General features: G+C 74.7%; 17 protein-coding genes, 1 other RNA gene and 4 pseudogenes. 12 read left to right on the top strand and 10 right to left on the bottom strand.

Features of this window, described 5'->3' with window-relative positions; genetic code table 11:
• Window positions 1-105 precede the first annotated feature (105 nt).
• Window positions 106-399: a hypothetical protein gene (locus ADK41_RS23385; RefSeq protein WP_030817759.1), complete on the bottom strand. Its 294-nt coding sequence runs from the start codon at window positions 397-399 to the stop codon at window positions 106-108.
• A 68-nt stretch (window positions 400-467) separates the two neighbouring features.
• On the opposite strand from ADK41_RS23385, the gene ADK41_RS23380 reads away from it, so the two are divergent.
• The gene (locus tag ADK41_RS23380; RefSeq protein WP_030817755.1) at window positions 468-677 is read left to right on the top strand and encodes a hypothetical protein; all 210 of its coding nucleotides are present in this window, start codon (window positions 468-470) and stop codon (window positions 675-677) included.
• 73 nt (window positions 678-750) lie between these two features.
• Here ADK41_RS23380 and ADK41_RS23375 read toward each other — a convergent pair whose 3' ends face one another.
• The 4 genes from ADK41_RS23375 to ADK41_RS23360 form a co-directional block, all read right to left on the bottom strand.
• Window positions 751-1596, bottom strand: a complete 846-nt coding sequence (locus ADK41_RS23375) for a DUF5336 domain-containing protein (RefSeq protein ID WP_030817752.1) — start codon at window positions 1594-1596, stop codon at window positions 751-753.
• A gap of 158 nt (window positions 1597-1754) precedes the next feature.
• Window positions 1755-2702, bottom strand: a complete 948-nt coding sequence (locus ADK41_RS23370) for an N-acetylmuramoyl-L-alanine amidase (RefSeq protein ID WP_030817749.1) — start codon at window positions 2700-2702, stop codon at window positions 1755-1757.
• Window positions 2703-2711: 9 nt separating this feature from the next.
• Window positions 2712-3371: a class I SAM-dependent methyltransferase gene (locus ADK41_RS23365; RefSeq protein ID WP_030817747.1), complete on the bottom strand. Its 660-nt coding sequence runs from the start codon at window positions 3369-3371 to the stop codon at window positions 2712-2714.
• 98 nt (window positions 3372-3469) lie between these two features.
• Window positions 3470-5206, bottom strand: coding sequence for an MFS transporter (locus ADK41_RS23360; RefSeq protein WP_030817743.1), 1737 nt, complete (start codon window positions 5204-5206; stop codon window positions 3470-3472).
• Between the two features lie 260 nt (window positions 5207-5466).
• Between ADK41_RS23360 and ADK41_RS23355 the strand changes: the two genes are divergently transcribed.
• The 3 genes from ADK41_RS23355 to ADK41_RS23345 all read left to right on the top strand — a co-directional run bounded on the left by ADK41_RS23355 (window position 5467) and on the right by ADK41_RS23345 (window position 8477).
• Window positions 5467-5733, top strand: coding sequence for a hypothetical protein (locus ADK41_RS23355; protein WP_051842706.1), 267 nt, complete (start codon window positions 5467-5469; stop codon window positions 5731-5733).
• Window positions 5734-5863: 130 nt separating this feature from the next.
• A complete protein-coding gene (locus ADK41_RS23350; RefSeq protein ID WP_030817737.1) occupies window positions 5864-7294 on the top strand; it encodes an MFS transporter in 1431 nt (476 codons plus the stop codon).
• A 325-nt stretch (window positions 7295-7619) separates the two neighbouring features.
• On the top strand, window positions 7620-8477 hold the full coding sequence (locus ADK41_RS23345; RefSeq protein ID WP_030817734.1) for a MaoC/PaaZ C-terminal domain-containing protein: 858 nt from the start codon (window positions 7620-7622) through the stop codon (window positions 8475-8477).
• A gap of 72 nt (window positions 8478-8549) precedes the next feature.
• Here the strand turns inward: ADK41_RS23345 and ADK41_RS42215 are convergent, their stop codons facing one another.
• Entirely contained in the window at window positions 8550-8717 is a 168-nt protein-coding gene (locus ADK41_RS42215; protein WP_167353484.1) for a hypothetical protein, read from the bottom strand.
• A 691-nt stretch (window positions 8718-9408) separates the two neighbouring features.
• Window positions 9409-10591: pseudogene (locus tag ADK41_RS23340) on the bottom strand (hypothetical protein); the annotation flags it as partial.
• A gap of 173 nt (window positions 10592-10764) precedes the next feature.
• On the opposite strand from ADK41_RS23340, the gene ADK41_RS23335 reads away from it, so the two are divergent.
• From ADK41_RS23335 to ADK41_RS23325, 3 genes are read left to right on the top strand one after another with little or no spacing between them, the layout of a single operon-like run.
• Complete coding sequence (locus ADK41_RS23335; RefSeq protein WP_030817728.1) at window positions 10765-11631, top strand: Nif3-like dinuclear metal center hexameric protein; 867 nt, start codon at window positions 10765-10767, stop codon at window positions 11629-11631.
• Complete coding sequence (locus ADK41_RS23330) at window positions 11628-12371, top strand: zinc ribbon domain-containing protein (protein WP_030817725.1); 744 nt, start codon at window positions 11628-11630, stop codon at window positions 12369-12371. Before ADK41_RS23335 ends, ADK41_RS23330 begins: the two co-directional genes overlap by 4 nt.
• 12 nt (window positions 12372-12383) lie before the next feature.
• On the top strand, window positions 12384-13772 hold the full coding sequence (locus ADK41_RS23325; RefSeq protein WP_030817721.1) for a bifunctional RNase H/acid phosphatase: 1389 nt from the start codon (window positions 12384-12386) through the stop codon (window positions 13770-13772).
• Here ADK41_RS23325 and eda read toward each other — a convergent pair.
• The 3 genes and pseudogenes from eda to ADK41_RS41760 all read right to left on the bottom strand — a co-directional run.
• Window positions 13747-14406 carry a bifunctional 4-hydroxy-2-oxoglutarate aldolase/2-dehydro-3-deoxy-phosphogluconate aldolase gene (gene eda, locus ADK41_RS23320; protein ID WP_030817718.1) on the bottom strand — a complete coding sequence of 220 codons (660 nt, stop codon included), beginning with the start codon at window positions 14404-14406 and terminating at the stop codon, window positions 13747-13749. The two genes, ADK41_RS23325 and eda, sit on opposite strands and share 26 nt — an antisense overlap.
• Window positions 14407-14472: 66 nt before the next feature.
• Entirely contained in the window at window positions 14473-15255 is a 783-nt protein-coding gene (yaaA, locus tag ADK41_RS23315; protein WP_030817715.1) for a peroxide stress protein YaaA, read from the bottom strand.
• Window positions 15256-15281: 26 nt separating this feature from the next.
• Window positions 15282-15694: pseudogene (locus tag ADK41_RS41760) on the bottom strand (TetR-like C-terminal domain-containing protein); the annotation flags it as partial.
• On the opposite strand from ADK41_RS41760, the pseudogene ADK41_RS43375 reads away from it, so the two are divergent.
• The 5 genes and pseudogenes from ADK41_RS43375 to ADK41_RS23290 all read left to right on the top strand — a co-directional run.
• Window positions 15683-15856, top strand: a pseudogene (locus ADK41_RS43375) (Uma2 family endonuclease); the annotation flags it as partial. The pseudogenes ADK41_RS41760 and ADK41_RS43375 overlap by 12 nt on opposite strands.
• A gap of 22 nt (window positions 15857-15878) precedes the next feature.
• A complete protein-coding gene (locus ADK41_RS23300; protein ID WP_030817712.1) occupies window positions 15879-16709 on the top strand; it encodes an AraC family transcriptional regulator in 831 nt (276 codons plus the stop codon).
• A 19-nt stretch (window positions 16710-16728) separates the two neighbouring features.
• Window positions 16729-17556: pseudogene (locus ADK41_RS44325) on the top strand (DMT family transporter); the annotation flags it as partial.
• Between the two features lie 67 nt (window positions 17557-17623).
• Window positions 17624-18037, top strand: an RNA gene (gene rnpB / locus ADK41_RS24785) — RNase P RNA component class A.
• 835 nt (window positions 18038-18872) lie between these two features.
• Window positions 18873-20300: ATP-binding protein (locus tag ADK41_RS23290; RefSeq protein WP_078945756.1), on the top strand; the 1428-nt coding region annotated here is incomplete at its 3' end.

The raw sequence follows: 20300 nt of genomic DNA, 5'->3' as shown, positions 1-20300 counted from the left end.
CCACGCGGGTTCGGGCTTCGTCGAGTGTGCTGTGTTCGCCGGGGGTTCCCCCAGGCCCCTGGGTCGTGTGGCCGGGGCGGCCGGGTGGTCCGGGGTGGGGGCGGTTCAGTACCGGCGTAGGCGGCCGGCGATGGCGTGGCCGATGAAGAGGTAGACGACGGCGGCGAGTCCGTAGCCGGCGACCACGCGGGCCCAGGCCTCGTCGAACGTGAAGAGGTCGCGTGACCAGGCGGCCAGCCAGTTGGCCGCGTCGTGGACGAACTGCACCAGGTCATTGCCCCGGTTGGCGTCCAGCAGATACATGAGGATCCACAGTCCGAGGATGACGGCCATGACGTCCGCGATCACCGCGATGACCGTCCCCGCGGAGTTGGAACCGGTGCGATAGCGAGGGGACATACTCTCCGACTGGCCCCGAACGTCCGGTTGAAACCCGCAACGCCCGGGGCCGGCAAGGAGGTTCAGCGGTGGGTGGGCGGCAGGCGCCACGCCTGCGGGCCGCGCTGCCGGTACTCCGCCGGAAAGACACCGGGGCGCCGGTCCGCGACCTCGCCCCCGCGTCCGGCGGATTCGTCGAGCCGTCCTTCCCGGAGACGGGCGACCACCCGTTCGTCACCCGTGTGATGACCGACGCGGAGCGCGGCGCACACGGCATCGTCCGCGTCGGCCGGCCGTGACGGGTCCCGCCGTACGACGACGGCCCCCCGCCCGGTGGGGCGGGGGGCCGTGACGAGGAGAGGGCCGGGCCGGTCAGCCGCGCTGGATGCCCGAGGTGTCCTGGAGGACGCCGCGGCGGCCGTCCTGGGTCTGGGCGACGAGGGACGGACCGCGCTGCTCGACCGCCAGGTACCAGGTGCCGGGGGCCAGTTCGGCGATCGGCGTGGGCGAGCCGTCCTCCGGGAACAGCGGCCGGGACACCGGCACGGCGAACCAGAACGGCGAGAAGTCCGCGGCGGGCGCCGGAGCGGGCTGGCCCGCCTGGGGCTGACCCGGCTGCGGCTGGCCCGGGAAGGGCTGCTGCGGCTGACCGGGCTGTCCCGGCTGCGGCTGACCGCCGAACGAGGCCTGCTGCGCACCCGGGTAGCCGTAACCACCGGGCGGCTGCGCGCCGTACGGCTGCGGGGCGGCGGGACGGGCGGCCGGGAGGAGCGCGCCCTTGAGGGCGGGCACCAGGGGGGTGGCGACGGCGGCGACGGCCATGACGAGCGTGGCGACGAGGGCCAGGATCACACCGGTGCCGGGGTCGGGGCCGTCACCGGCGCCTCCGAAGTTGTCGGCGCCGCCGGCCACGTCGAAGATGTTGCCGAGGGCGCTCCAGGCGGCGAACACCGTGAAGGCGACGCCGAACTGGCCGAGGTCGAGCCCCGCGACCTTCGGCGGCTGCGGCAGGCCGCGGGCGACGACGACGAGCGCGGCGCCGATGAGGCCCGCCAGCACCACTCCGAGCACGACCGGCCCGCTGGCCCACAGGCTGGGGAGGTCGAGGCTGTCGGGTGCGCCGTCGACGGAGTAGAGGTCGAGGAACGACGCGATGAACAGCAATACCGCTGCTCCGATCACCACGCCGTCGCCTCGAGTGAGGGAGCGGATATTCACTTCAGGTCCTTCGTAGGTCGTCTCGTCGTCGGAAGAGGCGTCGCTGTCACCATGTCGCCCGAAGGTTCCGGTGCGAAGCGCGGGGGTGGCCCCTCATCGTACGGACGACAGTATCGTCCGCGGGATCGGGCTGTCCGCCCGGATCGGCGCGCTGATCCCTACCCGCGCAGGAAGCTCACGATTCCCTCGGAAATCCCTTGCGCCGCTTTCTGCCGCCAGGCGCCGCTGGTCAGCAGCGCCGCGTCCTCGCTGTCGCGCATGTTGCCGCACTCGATGAACACCTTGGGAACCGTTGACAGATTGAGACCGCCCAAGTCCTTACGCGTGACGAGACCGGTACCGTCGCCGACGTAGTTGGAGGGCGCGCTGCCGGTGACCCGGACGAAGTCGCCCGCGATGCGCGTACCGAGGTCGCCGGACGGCCCGACGACGGCGCGGGTGTCCGCGGCGCCGGCGTCGACGGCGCCGGGCAGGATCACATGGAAGCCGCGGTTGCCGGCGCCCGAGCCGTCCGCGTGGATCGAGACGACGGCGTCGGCCTTCGCCTCGTTGCCGATCCGGGCCCGCTCGTCCACGCACGGGCCGAACGGCCGGTCCCCGTCCTGGGTCAGCTTCACGGTGGCGCCCTGCTTCTCGAGCAGGGCGCGCATCCGGTGGGCGACGTCGAGGGTGAACTCGGCCTCCGCGTAACCGTCGTCGGTGGACGTCCCGGTGGTGTCGCACTCCTTGCGGTTCGTCCCGATGTCCACCTGGCGGTTGATCTCGGCGGTGTGCTCGAAGTTGCCCGGGTTGTGTCCGGGGTCGATGACGACGACCTTGCCCACGAGGGGGCCGCCCGCGGCGGCGGAGGCGCCGGGCTTCCCGCCCCCGGAACCCGCGGACGGCGCCGGCGACGACGTACGGGGCGAGGCGGAGGCGGAAGGGGACGCGGAGGGGGAGGCGGCGGCGCTCCCCGGGCCCTCGTCGCCCCCGGACCCGCCCACCGCGGCGTACACCGCCCACCCGAGCAGCGCGCCCGGCACCAGCGCGGCGAGCGCCACGGTCAGGGGCCCGCGCCGGGGCCTTCGGGGCTGGGGCGGATCGAAACCGGGACCTGTGTACGACACGCGGCCACCCTAGCGGTGCCGGGCGTCCGTGCCGGTACGGCGCAGGACGCGCAGGGAGCCGGTCGCCGAGACCTCGGTGAACGCGCCGGACGCGAGGGCCCGGAGGTAGACGCGGTACGGGGCCTGGCCGGTGAACTCGTCCACCGGGTCGGGGAAGACGTCGTGGATGACGAGCAGGCCGCCCTCGGCGACGTGCGGGGCCCAGCCCTCGTAGTCGGCGGTGGCGTGCTCGTCGGTGTGGCCGCCGTCGATGAAGACGAGGGCGAGGGGCGAGGCCCAGAGGGCGGCGATCCGGGGGGAGCGGCCGACCAGGGCCACCACGTGGTCCTCCAGACCCGCCCGGTGCAGGGTGCGGCGGAAGGTGGGGAGGGTGTCCATCAGGCCCAGTTCGGGGTCGACCGTCTCCGGGTCGTGGTACTCCCAGCCGGGCTGCTGCTCCTCGCTGCCGCGGTGGTGGTCCACGGTGAGCGCGGTGACACCGGCCGCGCGGGCCGCGTCGGCGAGCAGGACCGTGGAGCGGCCGCAGTAGGTGCCGATCTCCAGGAGCGGCAGCCCGAGACGGCCGGCCTCGGCCGCCGCCGCGTACAGGGCCAGCCCCTCGTCCACGGGCATGAAGCCCTTCGCCGCCTCGAACGCGGCCAGGATCCCGGAGCCGGGTGCCATCGACATGGGGCTTGCCTCTCCCGAGGACGTACGTGTGTGCACGGCCCCATGCTGCCGCACCCCCTGCCGGACCGGCCGGCAGGGGTGCCGCAGGGTGACGGGAGTCAGGCGGAGACCGTCTCGGCCGGCAGGGACAGGTCCAGGTCGACCGGGTGCCCGTCGCCCCCGTGGCGGGCCGGGGAGTCGAGCGGGGCGTGGCCGGCGGCGCGGGCGGCCAGGACGTACGCGCCCCCGGCGGGGACGGTGAGGGCGTACCCGCCGTCGTCGGCGGAGACGGTGGCGCCGGCCCGGCGGCCGTGGCGGTCGATCAGGGTCACCTCGGCGCGGGCGACGGGGACGCCGGCGGCGTCCAGGACCCGTCCGCGGAAGCCGCTCAGGGCCGCCTCGGCGCGCTTCAGGTTCGCGTCCTCCTCGCTGCTCGCCCGCAGCCGCGGATGCTGCTCCGAGGGGCGCCCGGCGGGCAGGAACAGGGCCAGGACCAGGCCCACGGCCACCGCCGCCGTCGCGATCAGGAAGGAGATCCGGAAGCCGTGCGTGGTCGGGATCCCCACCCCGCCCACGGTGTCCGCAGTGTTCGCCAGCACCATGCCGATGACGGCGCTCGACACCGACGTGCCGATGGACCGCATCAGGGCGTTGAGGCCGTTCGCCGCGCCCGTCTCCGAGGCCGGCACCGCGCCGATGATCAGTGCGGGCAGGGAGGAGTAGGCGAGGCCGATGCCCGCGCCGATGACCACCGAGGTGACGACGGTCTGCCAGGCGGCGTCCATCAGGCCGAGGCCGCCGCCGTAGCCGGCCGCGATGATCAGCAGGCCGAGGATGAGGGTGGTCTTCGGGCCGTACCGGGCGGACAGCCGGGCGTAGACGGGGGCCGTGAACATCATCGTCACGCCCAGCGGGGCCACGCACAGGCCCGCGACCACCATCGACTGGCCGAGGCCGTGGCCGGCGGGGAGCTGGAGCAGCTGGGGCAGGACCAGGGAGACGACGAAGAAGGAGATGCCGACCATGATCGACGCGAGGTTGGTGAGCAGGACCTCGCGGCGGGCGGTGGTGCGCAGGTCCACCAGGGGCGCGGGGACGCGCAGCTCCATCAGGCCCCACAGGAGGAGGACCACGGCCGCCGCGGCGAACAGGGTCAGCGTGGTGCCGGAGGTCCAGCCCCAGGCGCTGCCCTTGGAGACGGGGAGCAGGAACAGCACCAGCCCGGCGGACAGGCCCAGCGCGCCCGGCAGGTCGAAGGCGCCCCGCGCGCGCACCGGGGATTCCGGTACGACGGTCAGGGTGAGCGCGATGGCGAGGACGCCGAGGCCGGCGGCGCCGAAGTAGAGGGCGTGCCAGTCGGAGTGCTGGGCGACCAGCGCGGCGGCGGGCAGCGCGAGACCGCCGCCGACGCCTATGGAGGAGCTCATCAGGGCCATCGCCGAACCCAGCCGCTCGCGGGGCAGCGTGTCGCGCATCAGGCCGATCCCGAGCGGGATGGCGCCCATCGCGAAGCCCTGGAGGGTGCGGCCGGCGATCATCAGCAGCAGGTCACTGGTGAACGCGCTGACCAGCGCGCCGACCACCATCACCGCGAGGCTGGCGACCAGCATGCGCCGCTTGCCGTGGAGGTCGCCGAGGCGGCCCATGATCGGGGTGGCCACGGCGCCGGACAGCAGGGTCGAGGTGAGGACCCAGGTCGCGTCGGCGGGGGTGGCGTCCAGCAGGTGCGGCAGGTCCTTGACGACCGGGACCAGCAGGGTCTGCATCACCGCGACGACGATGCCCGCGAAGGCGAGCACCGGGACCACGGCCCCGCCCGTTCTGCCGGAAGGACGGTCGGTCGTCGTCTGCGTCATGAAGGGTGCCTCCGGGGCCGGCCGTGTGCAGGGGTACGTGCAGACCGAACCCCGTACACCGAGGCAACTATTCCGATGCTTTGAGCCGCTAACGAATTCTTGACCGTTCCTTGGTGCCGGCGGATACCGGCACCGTTCGATTGAACCGGCAATCAGGAAATTAGCCGCATTTCTCGTATTCACGCCTTTTGTCGAGGGGAAAGGGCACTTCGGACGGTGTGAAAGCGACTGCTGGGACCACTGGGACGAGGGAGACAGCAATGCGCAAGTTCCTGGGCGCCGTCGCCATCGGCGTTCTGCTCGCTGTCGCCCCGGCCGGCGCGGCGTTCGGCCGGACCGCCGAGCAGGCGGCCCAGCCGGCCACCGCCACGGTCGTCCAGGCACAGGACGACGACAACGACGACGACGGCGGCGGCGGCAACGGCGGACTGTGGGGCCTGCTCGGCCTGCTGGGATTGGCCGGACTCATCCCTCGCAGGACCAGGCAGGAGCGCCACCGGGACACCGGCGGCAGCCACCGCATGTGACCGCCGTGCCCCGCTCCGGCGAAGCCGCCCGCCGCCCCGCCCGACCGGGGCGGCGGGCGGCGCCCAGGACCGGGGACCGAGTGCGGGGCAGGACGAAAAGCCGATGCCGGGGCGGGGACGGGTTGAGAGCATGGCGTACATGCTCGAAACCACCGACACCGCCCGCAGGTCCGCCCCCGCCGCACCGCCCGTCTGGCTGGTGGTGGCGCTCGCCTGCGCCGGGCAGTTCCTCGTCGTCCTCGACATCTCGGTGGTGAACGTCGCCCTGCCGTCCATGCGGAGCGGGCTGGCGCTCGGCGAGCAGGGCCTGCAGTGGGTGGTGAACGCGTACGCCATCGCCTTCGCCGGCTTCATGCTGCTCGGCGGACGCGCCGGAGACCTCTACGGGCGCAAGCGGATGTTCCTCGTCGGCCTCGGCCTGTTCACGCTGGCCTCGCTGGCCGGCGGGCTGGCCCAGGACGGCTGGCAGCTGCTGCTGGCGCGGGCCGTGCAGGGACTCGGGGCGGCCGTCCTGGCGCCCTCCACGCTCACCATCGTCACTTCGGCCGTGCCAAAGGGCGCGGCCCGCACCCGGGCCATAGCGACCTGGACGGCCGTCGGGGCCGGCGGCGGCGCGGCCGGCGGATTCGTCGGCGGGGTGCTCGTGGACGCGCTGTCGTGGCGGTGGGTCCTGCTGATCAACGTACCCGTCGGAGCGGTCGTACTGGCCGGGGCCGCCCGGTGGCTCGCGGAGAGCCGGGCCGGGGACGGGCGGCGGCTCGACCTGCCGGGCGCGCTCCTGGTGACGGCCGGCCTCGCCACCCTCGCGTACGGCATCTCGCAGACCGAGGCCGAGGGCTGGACGGCGACGGCCACGGTGGTGCCGCTGGGCGCCGGGCTCGCCCTCCTCGCCCTGTTCCTCCTCGCCGAGGCACGGGCCAAGGCCCCGCTGATGCCGCTCGGACTGCTGCGGCTGCGATCGGTGGCGTCGGCGAACGCGGCGATGCTCCTGAGCGGCTGCGCCATGTTCTGCATGTGGTTCTTCATGACCCTGTACGCCCAGAACGTGCTCGGCTACACCCCGCTGGAGGCCGGACTGGCCCTGGTGCCGAGCTCGCTCGCCGTGATCATCGGCTCCAAGCTCGCGCCCCGGCTGATGCGCGCGGCGGGACCGCGCGCGACGGCCGTGCTCGGCACGCTGATCGCGGCGGCCGGCTTCGGCTGGCAGTCGACGATGACCGCGGACGGGGCGTACCTCACCGCGATCATGTTCCCCGGCATCCTGATGATGCTGGGCGCGGGCACCGCCACCACCCCGCTGGCCTCGCTGGCCACGTCCGGCGCGGCGCCGGAGGAGGCCGGCCTGGTCTCCGGGCTGGTCAACACCTCCCGCACGATGGGCGGCTCCCTGGGACTCGCGATCATGTCCACGATCGCGGCGGCCCACACGGGCGCCGCCCGCACCCCGCAGGCCCTGACGGAGGGCTACGCCCAGGCCTTCCGCACCAGCACGGCACTGCTGCTGGCCGGCGCGGCGGTGATGTGGCTGTGGCTGCCGAGGAAGGCGGCCGCCGCCCACTGAGCCGGGCCGGGGGGAAAAGCGGGGCGGCCCGCGGGAGGAGCGAAGGCCCTTTGCCGGCCTCCGGCGGGGGCCGGCGGGATTTTTCGTCCCCGGCCCGGGGTGCGGGGTCCCGCCGCCGGAGCGCGGGCCGCGCAGGAGACCTTCCAGCCCTTCGCGGAGCGCCCCGCGCACACCCGCGACCTGGAACTCCGTACGCGCGCGGGCCTATGGTCGCCGGACGCGGAAGGGGGCCGGATGGACCGGAACATACGCACCGTGGACGACGTATTCCGGCGGCCCGGGCCCCGCCCGCGCTTTCGGTGATCATTCGGCGATCAGGAGCCCCATGCCCATCGACGCGGCCAGGGCGCTCGCCGCCGCACCCCGCACCGGCGAGATCGCCTGGACCCCCCAGGACGTCCTGCTCTACCACCTCGGCATCGGCGCCGGCCGCCCCGCCACCGACCCCCGCGAACTGCGCTACACCCTGGAGTCGCGACTCCACGTCCTGCCGAGCTTCGCCACCGTCGCGGGCGGCGGACCGCCCGGCGTGACCGGTGCGCTGTCCCTCCCCGGCGTCGACGTGGACCTCGCCCGCGTCCTGCACGGCGGCCAGTCCCTCACCGTGCACCGCCCCCTGCCGGCCGAGGGCGCCGCCGCCACCACCGCCCGCATCGTCGCCGTCCACGACAAGGGCAAGGCGGCCGTCCTCGTCATGCGCACCGAGGCCGCCGACGCCGACGGTCCGCTGTGGACCGACGAGGCGCGGATCCACGTACGCGGTGAGGGCGGCCGGGGCGGGGACCGGGGCCCGTCCGTGCGGCACGCGCCGCCCACCGGGACGCCGGACCGGATCCTCGAACGGGCCGTCCGCGAGGACCAGGCCCTGCTCTACCGCCTCTCCGGCGACCGCAACCCCCTGCACGCCGACCCGGGGTTCGCCGCGCGCGCCGGGTTCGAACGGCCCGTCCTGCACGGCCTGTGCACCTACGGCATGACCCTCAAGGCGGTCGTCGACACCCTGCTCGACGGTGACGTCACCCGCGTCCGCTCCTACGCCACCCGGTTCGCCGGGGTCGTGTACCCGGGCGAGACGCTGCGGATCCGGATGTGGCGCGGGGACGGTGCGGTACGGGTGGTCGTCGGCGCCGTGGAGAGGGGCGACGCGCCGGTACTCGCCGATACGACGGTCGAACACGACTGAGCCGGGTCCCGGCCGTCGTCGACGACGACGGCCGGGACCCGGCTCGGATGCGGACCGCTGCCTGACGAGGCGTCAGGCGGCCGACTCCGCGTACTCGTTCACCTGCTCCGGCCTGCGGTGCCTGCCGCGCGGGGACGCTTCCGCGTCCTGCGTGGAGACAGGGCCCCGGTGCCTGCCGTGTCCGGCAGAGGCCTGTCCGCCCTCGGCGGACTGCGGCTCGTTCGTGCTGACGTCGTTCATCGGAAGGAACTCACCCCGTACACATGCATCTCTCCTACAGCCGGGCGAGTGTAACCGGCGCCCCACCACCCGGATCCAGGCGGCCACGCCGACCGCAGCTACTTCGTTACAAGCCGTCCCAGAGGCGCCTGTTGCAAGGGGACGGGACGGGGAGCGGCGGGGGCCCCGGGGTCGTCGTGCGCGGGGAGTTCGGTGAGGAAGGCATTCCGGTCGTCGGCCATGTACTCGGTGTGGGGCGGCAGTTGACCGTCGACCACGTGCGTGGCGCACAGCGGAAGCGGATCGTCGGCGATGCGCACGGCGTACGAGGGCGACCGGTCGCCGCCGCGCAGGGCGTAGGGCGGGAGGAGCTCTCCGGCCAGGGGGCCATCGGCGGCGGCGAGTCCGCCTTCGGCCGTGGGCGCGGCGGTGGGCGGGGTGTGGTCCTCGGTCGCGGGCCGGGTGGTGAGCCGGCCCATGGCCATGAGGGCGGCGTTGGGGGGAGCCCCGCCCTCGGCTGCGAGCGCGGCGGTGGACCGGTTCCGCCCTTCGGCCGCGGGGGCGGCGGGGAGGACGAGCCGGCCCACGGGCATGAGGGCGGCGTTGGGGGGAGCCCCGCCCTCGGCTGCGAGCGCGGCGGTGGACCGGTTCCGCCCTTCGGTCGCGGGGGCGGCGGGGAGGACGAGCCGGCCCACGGTCATGGGGGCGGCGGCGGACGGCATCCGGCCGCCGGCCACGGGCCCCACGGCGGTGGGGAGCCCGCCGTCGGGCATGGACGCGGGCACGGGGACGGGCTCGGCGGGCGCCGGACGGCCCGGAGCCTGCCGGAGGTCCGTCGCCGGACGGACGTCCAGCCCCTCCCGCCGCCGCTCCTGCCAGGGCGCCCTCAGCCCGGCCACACCGCACGGCACCGCCCCGGTGGCGTACGGCAGCCGCAGCACCCCGTCCGCGGTCCACAGTCCCGCGCCGGCCAGCCACCCCGCAGGCGCCGGAAAGTGGTGCACCCGCCGTTCCGCCGGCCGCCACACCCCGACCCAGCTGCCGAACGCGCCGTCGATGCGCAGCGCCACCGCGCAGCCCTCCGGCGTCAGCATCTGCCCCGGCTGGATCGCGAACGGCGTGACCGCGCAGTCCGCCGGCCGCAGGCACTCCGGGAAACGCACCGGCAGCGTGCTGCCCAGCACCCCCCAGCCCAGCCGGCCCTGGCCGGGTGACGGCGCGTCCGAACGGATCAGCAGCAGCCCGCTGTCCGGGTCGGCGAGCAGGACCCGGTCGTCGCTCCCGTCGGCGATCTGCAGCAGCGGGGACGTCTCGCCGCCGCGCTCCAGGTCCACCACGACCGCCTTGGTGCACCCGCCGCTCTCCCGGTCCAGCGCCAGCATCCGCCCCTCGCGGTCCAGCCACACCCCGCCCGAGCAGCGCCCGGGAACCTCCGCGAGCTGCTCCGGCCCGAACGCGCCGCCCGCCACCAGCCACACCACCGTGGACCGCCGGCCCACGGCGAGGGCGTACGCGCGCTCCCCGCCCGGCGCGGGCGGCAGCAGCCGCAGCCGGGCGTCCTCCTCCGGGCGCTCCACCGTGCCCAGCGGCAGCTCACCGGTGCCGGGGCCGGTCGGGTACAGCAGGGAGAAGGCGTGCCGTCCGCCGGCCGGACGGTGGATGAGGACCCGTCCGTCGCTCAGGGGCTGCACCTCGGTGCCGGGTTCCTCGGGCTGGTTGCCGGGCAGCGGCACCGCGTAGGGCTCGGGGCCGTCCAGGGTCCAGCGCTCCGGGAAGAAGGAGTCGCCGGCGAGGGCGAGGCGCGCGGCGTAGGAACCGTCGGCGGTGATGGCGCAGCCCGCCCGTCCGGCTCCCTCCTCGTGTCCCGCCGCAGGTTCGATGGCACAGACCGTCATCGTTCGGTCACCTCCGGTGATGAACGTAGGTCGCGTGTGCACGGACGGCGGAGCGGTGGGCCCGCACTTCACACGTAAGGGTGCTCCAGGAACGATTCGCCTGAGGAAGGGGAGGGGGGTGTGCTCCAGGACGCCGGTACTGCCGTGCGGAACGGCCAGGTAGCCTTTCAGGTGTGCCCCGTCTGTCTGAAGTCATCGCCGCGCTGGAGAACCTGTGGCCCGCCGAGCGGGCCGAGTCCTGGGACGCGGTCGGCACCGTCGTGGGCGAGCCCGACCAGGAGGTCACGCGGGTCCTGTTCGCCGTCGACCCGGTCCGGGAGATCGTCGACGAGGCGGTGAAGCTGGACGCCGACCTGCTGGTCACCCACCACCCGCTCTATCTGCGCGGGACGACCACGGTCGCGGCCTCCACCTTCAAGGGCCGCGTGGTGCACACGCTCATCAAGAACGACATCGCGCTGCACGTCGCCCACACCAACGCCGACACCGCCGACCCGGGAGTCTCCGACGCCCTCGCCGGCGCCCTGGACCTCAGGGTCGTACGGCCCCTGGTGCCGGACGCCACCGATCCCGAGGGCCGCCGCGGACTGGGCCGCGTGTGCGAGCTCGACCGTCCGCTGACCGTCCGCGAGCTCGCGGCCCGCGCCGCCGGACGCCTCCCCGCCACCGCGCAGGGCATCCGCGTCGCCGGCGACCCCGACGCCCTCGTGCGCACGGTCGCCGTCAGCGGCGGCTCCGGCGACAGCCTCTTCGACCACGTACGGGCCGCAGGCGTGGACGCCTTCCTCACCGCGGACCTGCGCCACCACCCGGTGTCCGAGTTCGTCGCGGACCGCGCCCAAAGCCCCCTCGCGCTGCTCGACGCGGCGCACTGGGCCACCGAATGGCCCTGGTGCGAGCTGGCCGCAGCCCAGCTCGACGAGATCTCCGACCGCCACGGATGGGGCCTGCGGGTCCACGTCTCGAGGACGGTCACCGACCCCTGGACCGCCCACGCGGCCTCGACCGCCACCACCGACACATCTGGAGCCCCCAACTGAACGCCGCGCCCGCCGACCAGATCCGACTCCTCGACGTCCAGGACCTCGACGTCCGCCTCCAGCAGCTCGCGCACAAGCGGAAGTCGCTGCCCGAGCACGCCGAGATCGAGTCGCTGAACCGGGACCTCACCCAGCTGCGGGACCTGCTCGTCGCCGCGCAGACCGAGGAGAGCGACTGCGCCCGCGAGCAGACCAAGGCCGAGCAGGACGTCGACCAGGTGCGCCAGCGCGCCGCCCGCGACCAGAAGCGCCTCGACTCCGGCGCCGTCTCCTCGCCGAAGGACCTGGAGAACCTCCAGCGCGAGATCACCTCCCTCGCCAAGCGGCAGGGCGACCTGGAGGACGTCGTCCTGGAGGTCATGGAGCGCCGCGAGTCCGCGCAGGAGCGGGTCGCCGAACTGACCGAGCGGGTCGGCTCCGTGCAGGGGAGGATCGACGACGCCACCGCGCGCCGGGACGCGGCCGTCGAGGAGATCGACGGCGAGGCCGCCTCGGTGACGAAGGAGCGCGAGGTCGTCTCCGCCTCCGTGCCCGCCCCGCTGCTGAGCCTGTACGAGAAGCTGCGCGGGCAGCAGGGCGGCATCGGCGCGGCGAAGCTGTACGCCCGCACCTGCCAGGGCTGCCGTCAGGAGCTCGCCATCACCGAGCTGAACGAGATCCGCTCCGCGGCCCCCGACACGGTGGTGCGCTGCGAGAACTGCCGGCGCATCCTGGTGCGCACGTCCGAGTCGGGGCTGTAGGGGTCACCGGCGGTGCGGGAGTTCATCGTCGAGGCGGACGGCGGGTCGCGGGGCAACCCGGGGCCCGCGGGCTACGGGGCCGTGGTGGGTGACGCGGCGACGGGGGAGACCCTGGTGGAGGCGGCCGAGTACATCGGGGTCGCCACGAACAACGTCGCCGAGTACCGGGGCCTGCTGGCCGGCCTGCGCGCCGCCCACGAGCTGGACCCGGAGGCGCGGGTCCACGTCCGGATGGACTCCAAGCTCGTCGTCGAGCAGATGACGGGCCGCTGGAAGATCAAGCACCCGGCGATGAAGCCGCTCGCGGCTCAGGCGGCGCGGGTCTTCCCGCCGGAGCGGGTGACGTACGAGTGGATCCCGCGCGCGCAGAACAAGCACGCCGACCGTCTGGCCAACGAGGCGATGGACGCGGGCAAACGGGGCGAGGCCTGGTCGGCGGCGACCTCCCGGGCCGCCCTGGACACCCCGCCGGCCCGTCCCGAGCCCGCGGGCCCGCCCGGCGACGCGGCGGCGGGCGCGGCCCGCGCCCGGGCGGCACTGGCATCGGCGTCCGGTGGTCCCACCGCTGCCGAGGTCGCCGGTGCCGGGTCCGGCGGTGTGAGGACCGAGGCGGATGCGCGGGCGGCCGGAGCCGGTGCCGCCTCCGGTGCGGCCGGGACCGGTGCCGCGGCCGAAGGCGCCGGCGCTGCCGAGGCCGCCGGCGCCAAGGCCGACGCCGACGTCCGGGCCGCGCGGGCCGTCGCCACGCCCAGCGCCGGGTGGGCGCCCGCCGACCTGGGGCCGCCCGCGACCTTCGTGCTGCTGCGGCACGGTGAGACCCCACTGACCCCGCAGAAGCGTTTCTCGGGCAGCGGCGGCAGCGACCCCTCCCTCTCCGGCGTCGGCCGGGAGCAGGCCGAGAAGGCCGGCGAGTTCCTCGCCCGGCGCGGCACCGTCCAGGCGGTCGTCGCCTCGCCCCTCGCCCGCACCCGTGAGACCGCCGGCATCGTCGCCGCCCGGCTCGGTCTCGACGTGACCGTGGAAGAGGGGCTGCGCGAGACGGACTTCGGCGCCTGGGAGGGCCTCACCTTCGGCGAGGTCCGTGAACGCCACCCCGACGACCTGAACGCCTGGCTGTCCTCCCCGGACGCCGAACCCACCGGCGGCGGCGAGAGCTTCGCGGCCACCGCCGCCCGGGTCGCCGCCACCCGCGACCGGCTGACCGCCGAGTACCGCGGCCGTACGGTCCTGCTCGTCACCCACGTGACGCCGATCAAGACCTTCATACGCCTCGCGCTGGGCGCCCCGCCCGAGGCCCTGTTCCGCATGGAACTGTCGGCGGCCTCCCTCTCCGCCGTGGCGTACTACGCCGACGGCAACGCCAGCGTCCGCCTGTTCAACGACACCTCGCACCTGCGCTGAGCCCCGCCGCCGCCCGGGCCAGCGCCTCGACGCGGTCCCAGTCCCGGGCGGCCACCGCGTCCGCCGGAAGCATCCAGCTCCCGCCCACGCACCCCACGTTGGGCAGCGCGAGGTAGTCCGGCGCGGAGTCGGGGCCGATGCCCCCGGTCGGGCAGAAGCGGGCCTGCGGAAGCGGCCCGGCGAGCGACTTCAGATACGCCGTGCCGCCCGCCGCCCGCGCCGGGAAGAACTTCATCTCCCGCACCCCCCGCTCAAGGAGCGCCACCACTTCGGAAGCGGTGGACACCCCCGGCAGGAACGGCACCCCGGACGCCCGCATGGCCTCCAGCAGGACGTCCGTCCACCCCGGGCTGACCAGGAACCGCGCCCCGGCCGCCACCGCCTCGCCCACCTGCGCCGGCGTGATCACCGTCCCGGCGCCGACCACGGCCTCGGGCACCTCGGCGGCGATCGCGCGGATCGCGTCGAGCGCGGCGGGCGTCCGCAGGGTCACCTCGATCGCGGGCAGCCCGCCCCCGGCCAGCGCACGCGCCAGCGGTACGGCGTCGGCGGCGTCCTCGACGACGACGACGGGCACGACGGGGGCGAGGTCCAGCACGGAGGAGGGGTCCGGGGAGGGCAGGGGAGAGCGCATGACGTCATCCTGCCCTCGCCGATGCGCACCGCGCAAAGGTCGTTGCATACGCTGCAACGCGGGGGTTCAGTGCACCTCGTCCACCAGGACGTCCAGCGACCAGGCCGCCCCCGCCCTGGCCGGCGCCGTCGCCTCCACCTCGTACCCGAGGTCCCGCAGCGCCTTCACCAGACCGGCGGGATCCTTCGGCGCGGCCCCGGCCGTCAGCAGGCTCCGCACCATCCGCCCCTTGGTCGCCTTGTTGAAGTGGCTGACCACCTTCCGGGTCGGCGCGTGCAGCACGCGCACGGTCGCCGTCCGCCCGGCGACCTCGCCCCTCGGCTTCCAGGCCGCCGCGTACGCCGCCGACCGCAGGTCCAGCACCGGCCCGTCCCCGGCCGCCTCGGGCAGCACCTCGGCCATCGGCGCGCGCCAGTGCCCGCCCAGCGCGCCGAGGCCGGGCAGCTTCACGCCCATCGAGAGCCGGTAGGAGGGGATCCGGTCGGTGACCCGGACCGCGCCCCACAGCCCGGAGAAGACCAGCAGGGACGCCGCCGCCCGCCGCTTCGCCGCCGCCTCCAGGGACGCCAGGTCCAGGGCGTCGTACAGCACCCCGGTGTAGATCTCCCCGGCGGGCCGCGCCCCGGCGGTCCGCAGCTCCGCGTTCTTCGCGACCTCGCCCCGCAGCCCCTCGCTCAGCCCGAGCACCTCGCGCGCCTTGTCCTCGTCGCCGGTGCACAGGTCCACCAGCTCGGCGAGGACGGCCTCCCGCGCGGCGGCCAGCCCCGGCAGCGACAGCGACTCGGGCTTCAGCGGGGCACCGCGGCCGGAAGCGGCCTTGCCCTCGGACGGCGGCAGCAGGACAAGCACACGCACTCCTTCGATCGAGCTCGACGTCAGGGTACGGCGTGGGCCGGCCGGTCCGGTTCGGCGTCGTAGAGGACGGCGGGGCCGAAGCCCGTCCCCGTGAAGTGCCCGGCCGGTTCCAGGGAGAGCACCCCGTGCGGCCGGGGCCGGAAGGACAGCGCGCGGCGCAGCGCGGCGGGGTCCGCGGGACGGTCGCCCGCCCACTGCCGGTGCCCGGCGAGGTGGTCGTCGAGGCCGGTGGTGTCCGCCGGGCCCTCGACGGGCCGGGCGGCGTCGAGGAGGACCGCCATGATCTCGCGGGCGATCGCGGTGACGTCGTCGGGGGCGTGGTAACCGGGGACGGGGTGCCGTGGAGGAGGAAGCAGCGCTGCGGATCGTCGAGCGCCCACGCGCGCAGCGCGCGCCCCAGTCCGCCGAGGTCCGCGCCGGACGCGGCGGCGGCATCCCCCTCTGCCTCCTCGTCGACCGCGAGGCCTCCTCGGTCACGCTGTTCAGCGACCCGGAGAAGGACGAGTACCGCGAGCGGTGCACCCGCCCCTTCGGTAAACCGATCACCCTCCCCGCCCCCTTCGCCTTCGACCTGGACACCGCCGACTTCCTCTGATCCCCTGCGGGCGGGGGGCGAAATGACGGACGTACGGGAACAGGCGCGCTGGACCAGGGCGCGGCTCGGGCGGTGCGGTACGCCGCTCGATCTGCTCACCGCCCGCTTCGACCGGCACGAGTACGCCCCGCACGCCCACGACGAGTTCACGATCGGCGTCACCGTCGGCGGTTTGGAGGCCATCGCCTACCGGGGCGGACGCATCGTGTCCGGGCCGGGGTCGATCGTCGTCCTCGAACCCGGCGAGATGCACACCGGCGGCCCCGCCGCCCCCGACGGCTACTCCTACCGCGCCCTCTACGCCGTCCCCGCCCTCCTCGCCGACGGCACCCTCGGCAGCGGCGGCCTCCCGCACTTCCGCGACCCCGTCCTCGACGACCCCGAACTGGCCGCCGCCCTGCGCCGCGCCCACACGGACGTGAGCTCCTGCCCGGACCCCCTGGAGGCGGAGTCCCGCATCCCCTGGCTGCTCACCGCCCTCGCCCGCCGCCACTCCACGGCCCGTGCGGACGACACGGCCGTCCCCGGCGCCGTCGCCCTCGCCGTCCGCGACCGCCTCGCCGACGAACTCCTCGCCCCGCCCTCCCTCGCCGACCTCGCCGCCGACCTCGGCCTCTCCCGCTACCAGCTCCTCCGCGCCTTCCGTACGACGATGGGGGTGCCCCCGTACGCCTGGCTCGCCCAGTACCGGGTGACCAGGGCCCGCGCCCTCCTGGACGCCGGAGCGCGCCCCGTCGAGGTGGCCGCTCTCGTCGGCTTCGCCGACCAGGCCCACCTGACCCGCTGGTTCCGCCGCGTGCTCGGGGTGACCCCGGCGGCGTACCGCAACAGCGTTCAAGACGGCGCCCGCTGACCCGGCCGACACTCACCGCATGACTGCACGCGGCTGGGCCCTGTTCTCCCTGATGGGAGCCGTCTGGGGCATCCCCTACCTGATGATCAAAGTGGCGGTGGACGAGGTGTCCCCGTCGACCGTGGTGTTCGCGCGCTGCGCCCTGGGCGCCCTGATCCTGCTCCCCTTCGCCGTGCGCCAACCGGGTCTGGTCCGGAACCTGCGGACGCGCTGGAAGCCGATGCTGGCGTTCGCGGTCATCGAGATCGTCGGCCCCTGGTACACCCTGACCGACGCCGAACGCCACCTGTCCAGCTCCACGGCGGGCCTGCTGATCGCGGGCGTACCGATCGTCGGCGTCCTGCTCGCCCGCTCCTTCGGGACGGCGGAGGCGCTGGGCGCCCGTCGGATCACGGGGCTCGTGGTCGGTCTCGGCGGCGTCGGCGTCCTCACCGTCCCCCACCTGACCGGCGGCGACGCCCTGTCCCTGGCGGAGGTCCTGGTGACGGTGGTCGGCTACGCCACGGCCCCGCTGATCGCCGACCGTCACCTCAGGGACGTCCCGACGCTGCACCTCGTCACGCCCTGTCTGGCCCTGGCCGCCCTGGTCTACCTCCCGGCGGCGGTCGTGACCCGCCCGGCGGCCCTGCCCTCGGCCGGGGCCCTCACCGCCCTGGCCGCCCTCGGCGTCGTCTGCACGGCGGTGGCCTTCGTGGCCTTCCTGGAGCTGGTCAAGGAGGCGGGCCCGATCCGCGCATCGGTGATCACGTACGTCAACCCGGCGGTCGCGGTGGCCGCCGGCGCCCTCTTCCTGGACGAGCCCCTGACGGGAGGGGTCCTCGCCGCCTTCGCCCTGATCCTCACCGGTTCGGTCCTGGCGACGGCCACCGCACCGAAGCCCCGCTCCCGCCCGGTACCATGGTCGGCACGGCAGACGAGCCGGGCGGGCGGCCGCGTGGAGTCCCTCACGGGACTTCCCGAGGAACGTCCGGGCTCCACAGGGCAGGGTGGTGGCTAACGGCCACCCGGGGTGACCCGCGGGACAGTGCCACAGAAAACAGACCGCCGGGGACCTCGGTCCTCGGTAAGGGTGAAACGGTGGTGTAAGAGACCACCAGCGCCTGAGGTGACTCAGGCGGCTAGGTAAACCCCACCCGGAGCAAGGTCAAGAGGAGACGCCTCCTCGGAAGAGAAGGCGTCTTTGCGCGGACGTTCGAGGGCTGCCCGCCCGAGTCCGCGGGTAGACCGCACGAGGCCGGCGGCAACGCCGGCCCTAGATGGATGGCCGTCGCCGGCGGGCCCGCGAGGACCCGCCGGAACAGAACCCGGCGTACAGCCCGACTCGTCTGCCGGCCGCGTCCGGCTCGACGGGTCCGTCCACCGGCCCGCACCTTCACTCCGGGGTCCTCCTCGACGGCCGGTACACGGACCCGACCGCCTGGCCCGGCAGGGGCGGCCGGCCCTCCGGCCGTTCCGCCCGACGGCCGGGTCTCCCTGAACGCGCCGCCGGCGATCGGCGTGCGCGGCCGTGTCCCACGCCCACCGGGCGGGGAGCCGGACGGAACCCGCAGACGCCTCCACCGCCGGCGGTGCCGCACCCACGCCCCGCGCGGACACTCCGGCTGCGGGCACGTTCGGTACGTCCTCGACGGGTGAATCCCATGGGGTGGTGAATGATGGCGCCGTGCCGGTTTCCCCGGCGTGCGACTCGGCTTTTCTCCCGCTTCCCGCGGTCGCCGCCACGGAACCTTCACGATCAGCGGAATTCCCACACTCCGGCGGTCGGGCCGTCACGACGGCTCGCGTGCGCAAGGGATGCGGCCTACGCGTAGTCGGCCGAAATTCGTCACCGCGTGCGGGCCGAGGAGCCGGTGAACCCGTGCGGAGGAAGCGATGTGACGCCGCCTCAGGAGGCTTCTCGCAGGTATTTCCGCCCTCCGGGCGGACTCGTCCGGCGGCATCTCGAATACCACAGCGGAACGTGCGAGCGACGAGTTCACGACGAACTGGAATTGCTGACGGACTATGCAACAAGCGCGGCCTTCTCACCCATCGGGGTGATTAGCATGAGCCGTACGTGGTCGGAAGATCGCCTTCCTGTTGGCTGACCTCTTTCCCGGCCCGCGGCTGCCGTCGTGCCGCCGCCCCCGATTCCCCTGCTCTCACCGACCGAGGGACCGCTCCATGCCAGTGCCTGCTTCGCCCAGCCAGCACCCCTCGGCGGGGGCGCCGCGCACCTCGCTCGCCGCACGGGCGGCCGTGCTGGTGACGAGCGCCGCCGCCGGCGGCGCGGCAGTCGCCCTGGCACCGTCCGGCGCCTCCCCGTGGACCCTGGCCGTGGTGGCGGCCGGCTGGGTGTGCGTGGCCGTCACCGTCCTCGTCGACCACCGGCTCCTCCACCGGGCCCGCCGCGCGACCGCCGAACGGGAGTCGGAGAACAGCCGGCTCAAGGCGGAGGCGGCCCGGCTGTCGGCCGAGATCTCGCACCTGGCCGGTGTGACGCTGCCCGCCGCGACCCAGCGGCTGCGCGAGGGCGCGAGCGCGGCCGACGTACTGGGCAGCATGCCGCCGCCGTCCGACCCGCACCTGCGGCGGCTCGCGCACACCGTCGCCACCCTCGTCGAGGAGGACGTGCGGCGGGCGCTCGTCCTGGACGGCGAACACCGCGCGATGCGCGCCGAACTGGAGCAAGTGGCGGCCGAGCACGAGCGCTTCGCGACGGAGACGCTGCCCGCCGCGGTCGCCCGGCTGCGCGACGGCCGCTCCGCCGACACCGTGCTCGCCGAGGTCGACCTGCCCCGGCTGCCGGCACTGCGCGCCCCGGCCGAGTCGTTCATCCGCGAGCTCGCCCACAGCGAGCGGCGCGCCGCCGCGGCACAGGCCGCCTCCGCCAAGGCGCTCAGCCGCGTCCAGGCCAAGGCCGTGCGGATGCTCGCCGACCTGCGGGAGATGCAGGAGCGGCACGGCGAGGAGGTCTTCGGCGACCTGCTGAGGCTGGACCACAGCACCTCCCAGCTCGGCCTGATGACCGACCGGCTGGCGCTGCTCATGGGCGGCAGGTCCAGCCGCGCCTGGAACAAGCCGATCGTGATGGAGAGCATCCTGCGCGGCGCCGTCGGCCGCATCGCCGCCTACCAGCGGGTGCGCCTGCACTGCTCCACCCGCGCCGCGGTCTCCGGCTTCGCCGCCGAGGGCGTGATGCACCTGCTCGCCGAGCTGATGGACAACGCCGCGAACTTCTCCCCGCCCATCGACGAGGTGCACGTCTACGTCGAGGACCGCAGCGCCGGCATCGTCGTCACCATCGAGGACAGCGGCCTGAAGATGGCCGACGCGGCGATGCGCCGCGCCGAGGAGGCCGTGACCGGCCGCGTCACCGACCTCGCCTCGCTGCAGGGCACCCGGCTCGGCCTGGCCGTGGTGGGACGGCTCGCCGCGAAGTACGGCATCAGCGTCAACTACCGCCCCTCCTCCCGCGGCGGCACCGGCGTCGTCGTCCTGCTGCCCCTGGACCTGCTCGCCCAGCAGCGCGACCTGGCCCCGCACGAGACGGCCCCCCGGCCCGACGCGATCCCCCCCCCCGCCGCGCCCGCCCCGGCCCCGCTGCCCGGC

Source organism: Streptomyces caelestis, assembly GCF_001279005.1.
Taxonomy (GTDB): domain Bacteria; phylum Actinomycetota; class Actinomycetes; order Streptomycetales; family Streptomycetaceae; genus Streptomyces; species Streptomyces heliomycini.
This window is presented reverse-complemented; position numbering and strand designations above follow the sequence as displayed.

Bases quoted from the DNA above. Each gene is read 5' to 3' on its own strand.
- ADK41_RS23385 (WP_030817759.1), bottom strand. From the start codon at position 399: ATGTCCCCTCGCTATCGCACCGGTTCCAACTCCGCGGGGACGGTCATC.
- ADK41_RS23365 (WP_030817747.1), bottom strand. From the start codon at position 3,371: ATGTCGATGGCACCCGGCTCCGGGATCCTGGCCGCGTTCGAGGCGGCG.
- ADK41_RS23360 (WP_030817743.1), bottom strand. From the start codon at position 5,206: ATGACGCAGACGACGACCGACCGTCCTTCCGGCAGAACGGGCGGGGCC.
- ADK41_RS23355 (WP_051842706.1), top strand. From the start codon at position 5,467: ATGCGCAAGTTCCTGGGCGCCGTCGCCATCGGCGTTCTGCTCGCTGTC.
- ADK41_RS23350 (WP_030817737.1), top strand. From the start codon at position 5,864: ATGGCGTACATGCTCGAAACCACCGACACCGCCCGCAGGTCCGCCCCC.
- ADK41_RS23345 (WP_030817734.1), top strand. From the start codon at position 7,620: ATGCCCATCGACGCGGCCAGGGCGCTCGCCGCCGCACCCCGCACCGGC.
- ADK41_RS42215 (WP_167353484.1), bottom strand. From the start codon at position 8,717: ATGAACGACGTCAGCACGAACGAGCCGCAGTCCGCCGAGGGCGGACAG.
- eda (WP_030817718.1), bottom strand. From the start codon at position 14,406: ATGCGCTCTCCCCTGCCCTCCCCGGACCCCTCCTCCGTGCTGGACCTC.
- ADK41_RS23300 (WP_030817712.1), top strand. From the start codon at position 15,879: ATGACGGACGTACGGGAACAGGCGCGCTGGACCAGGGCGCGGCTCGGG.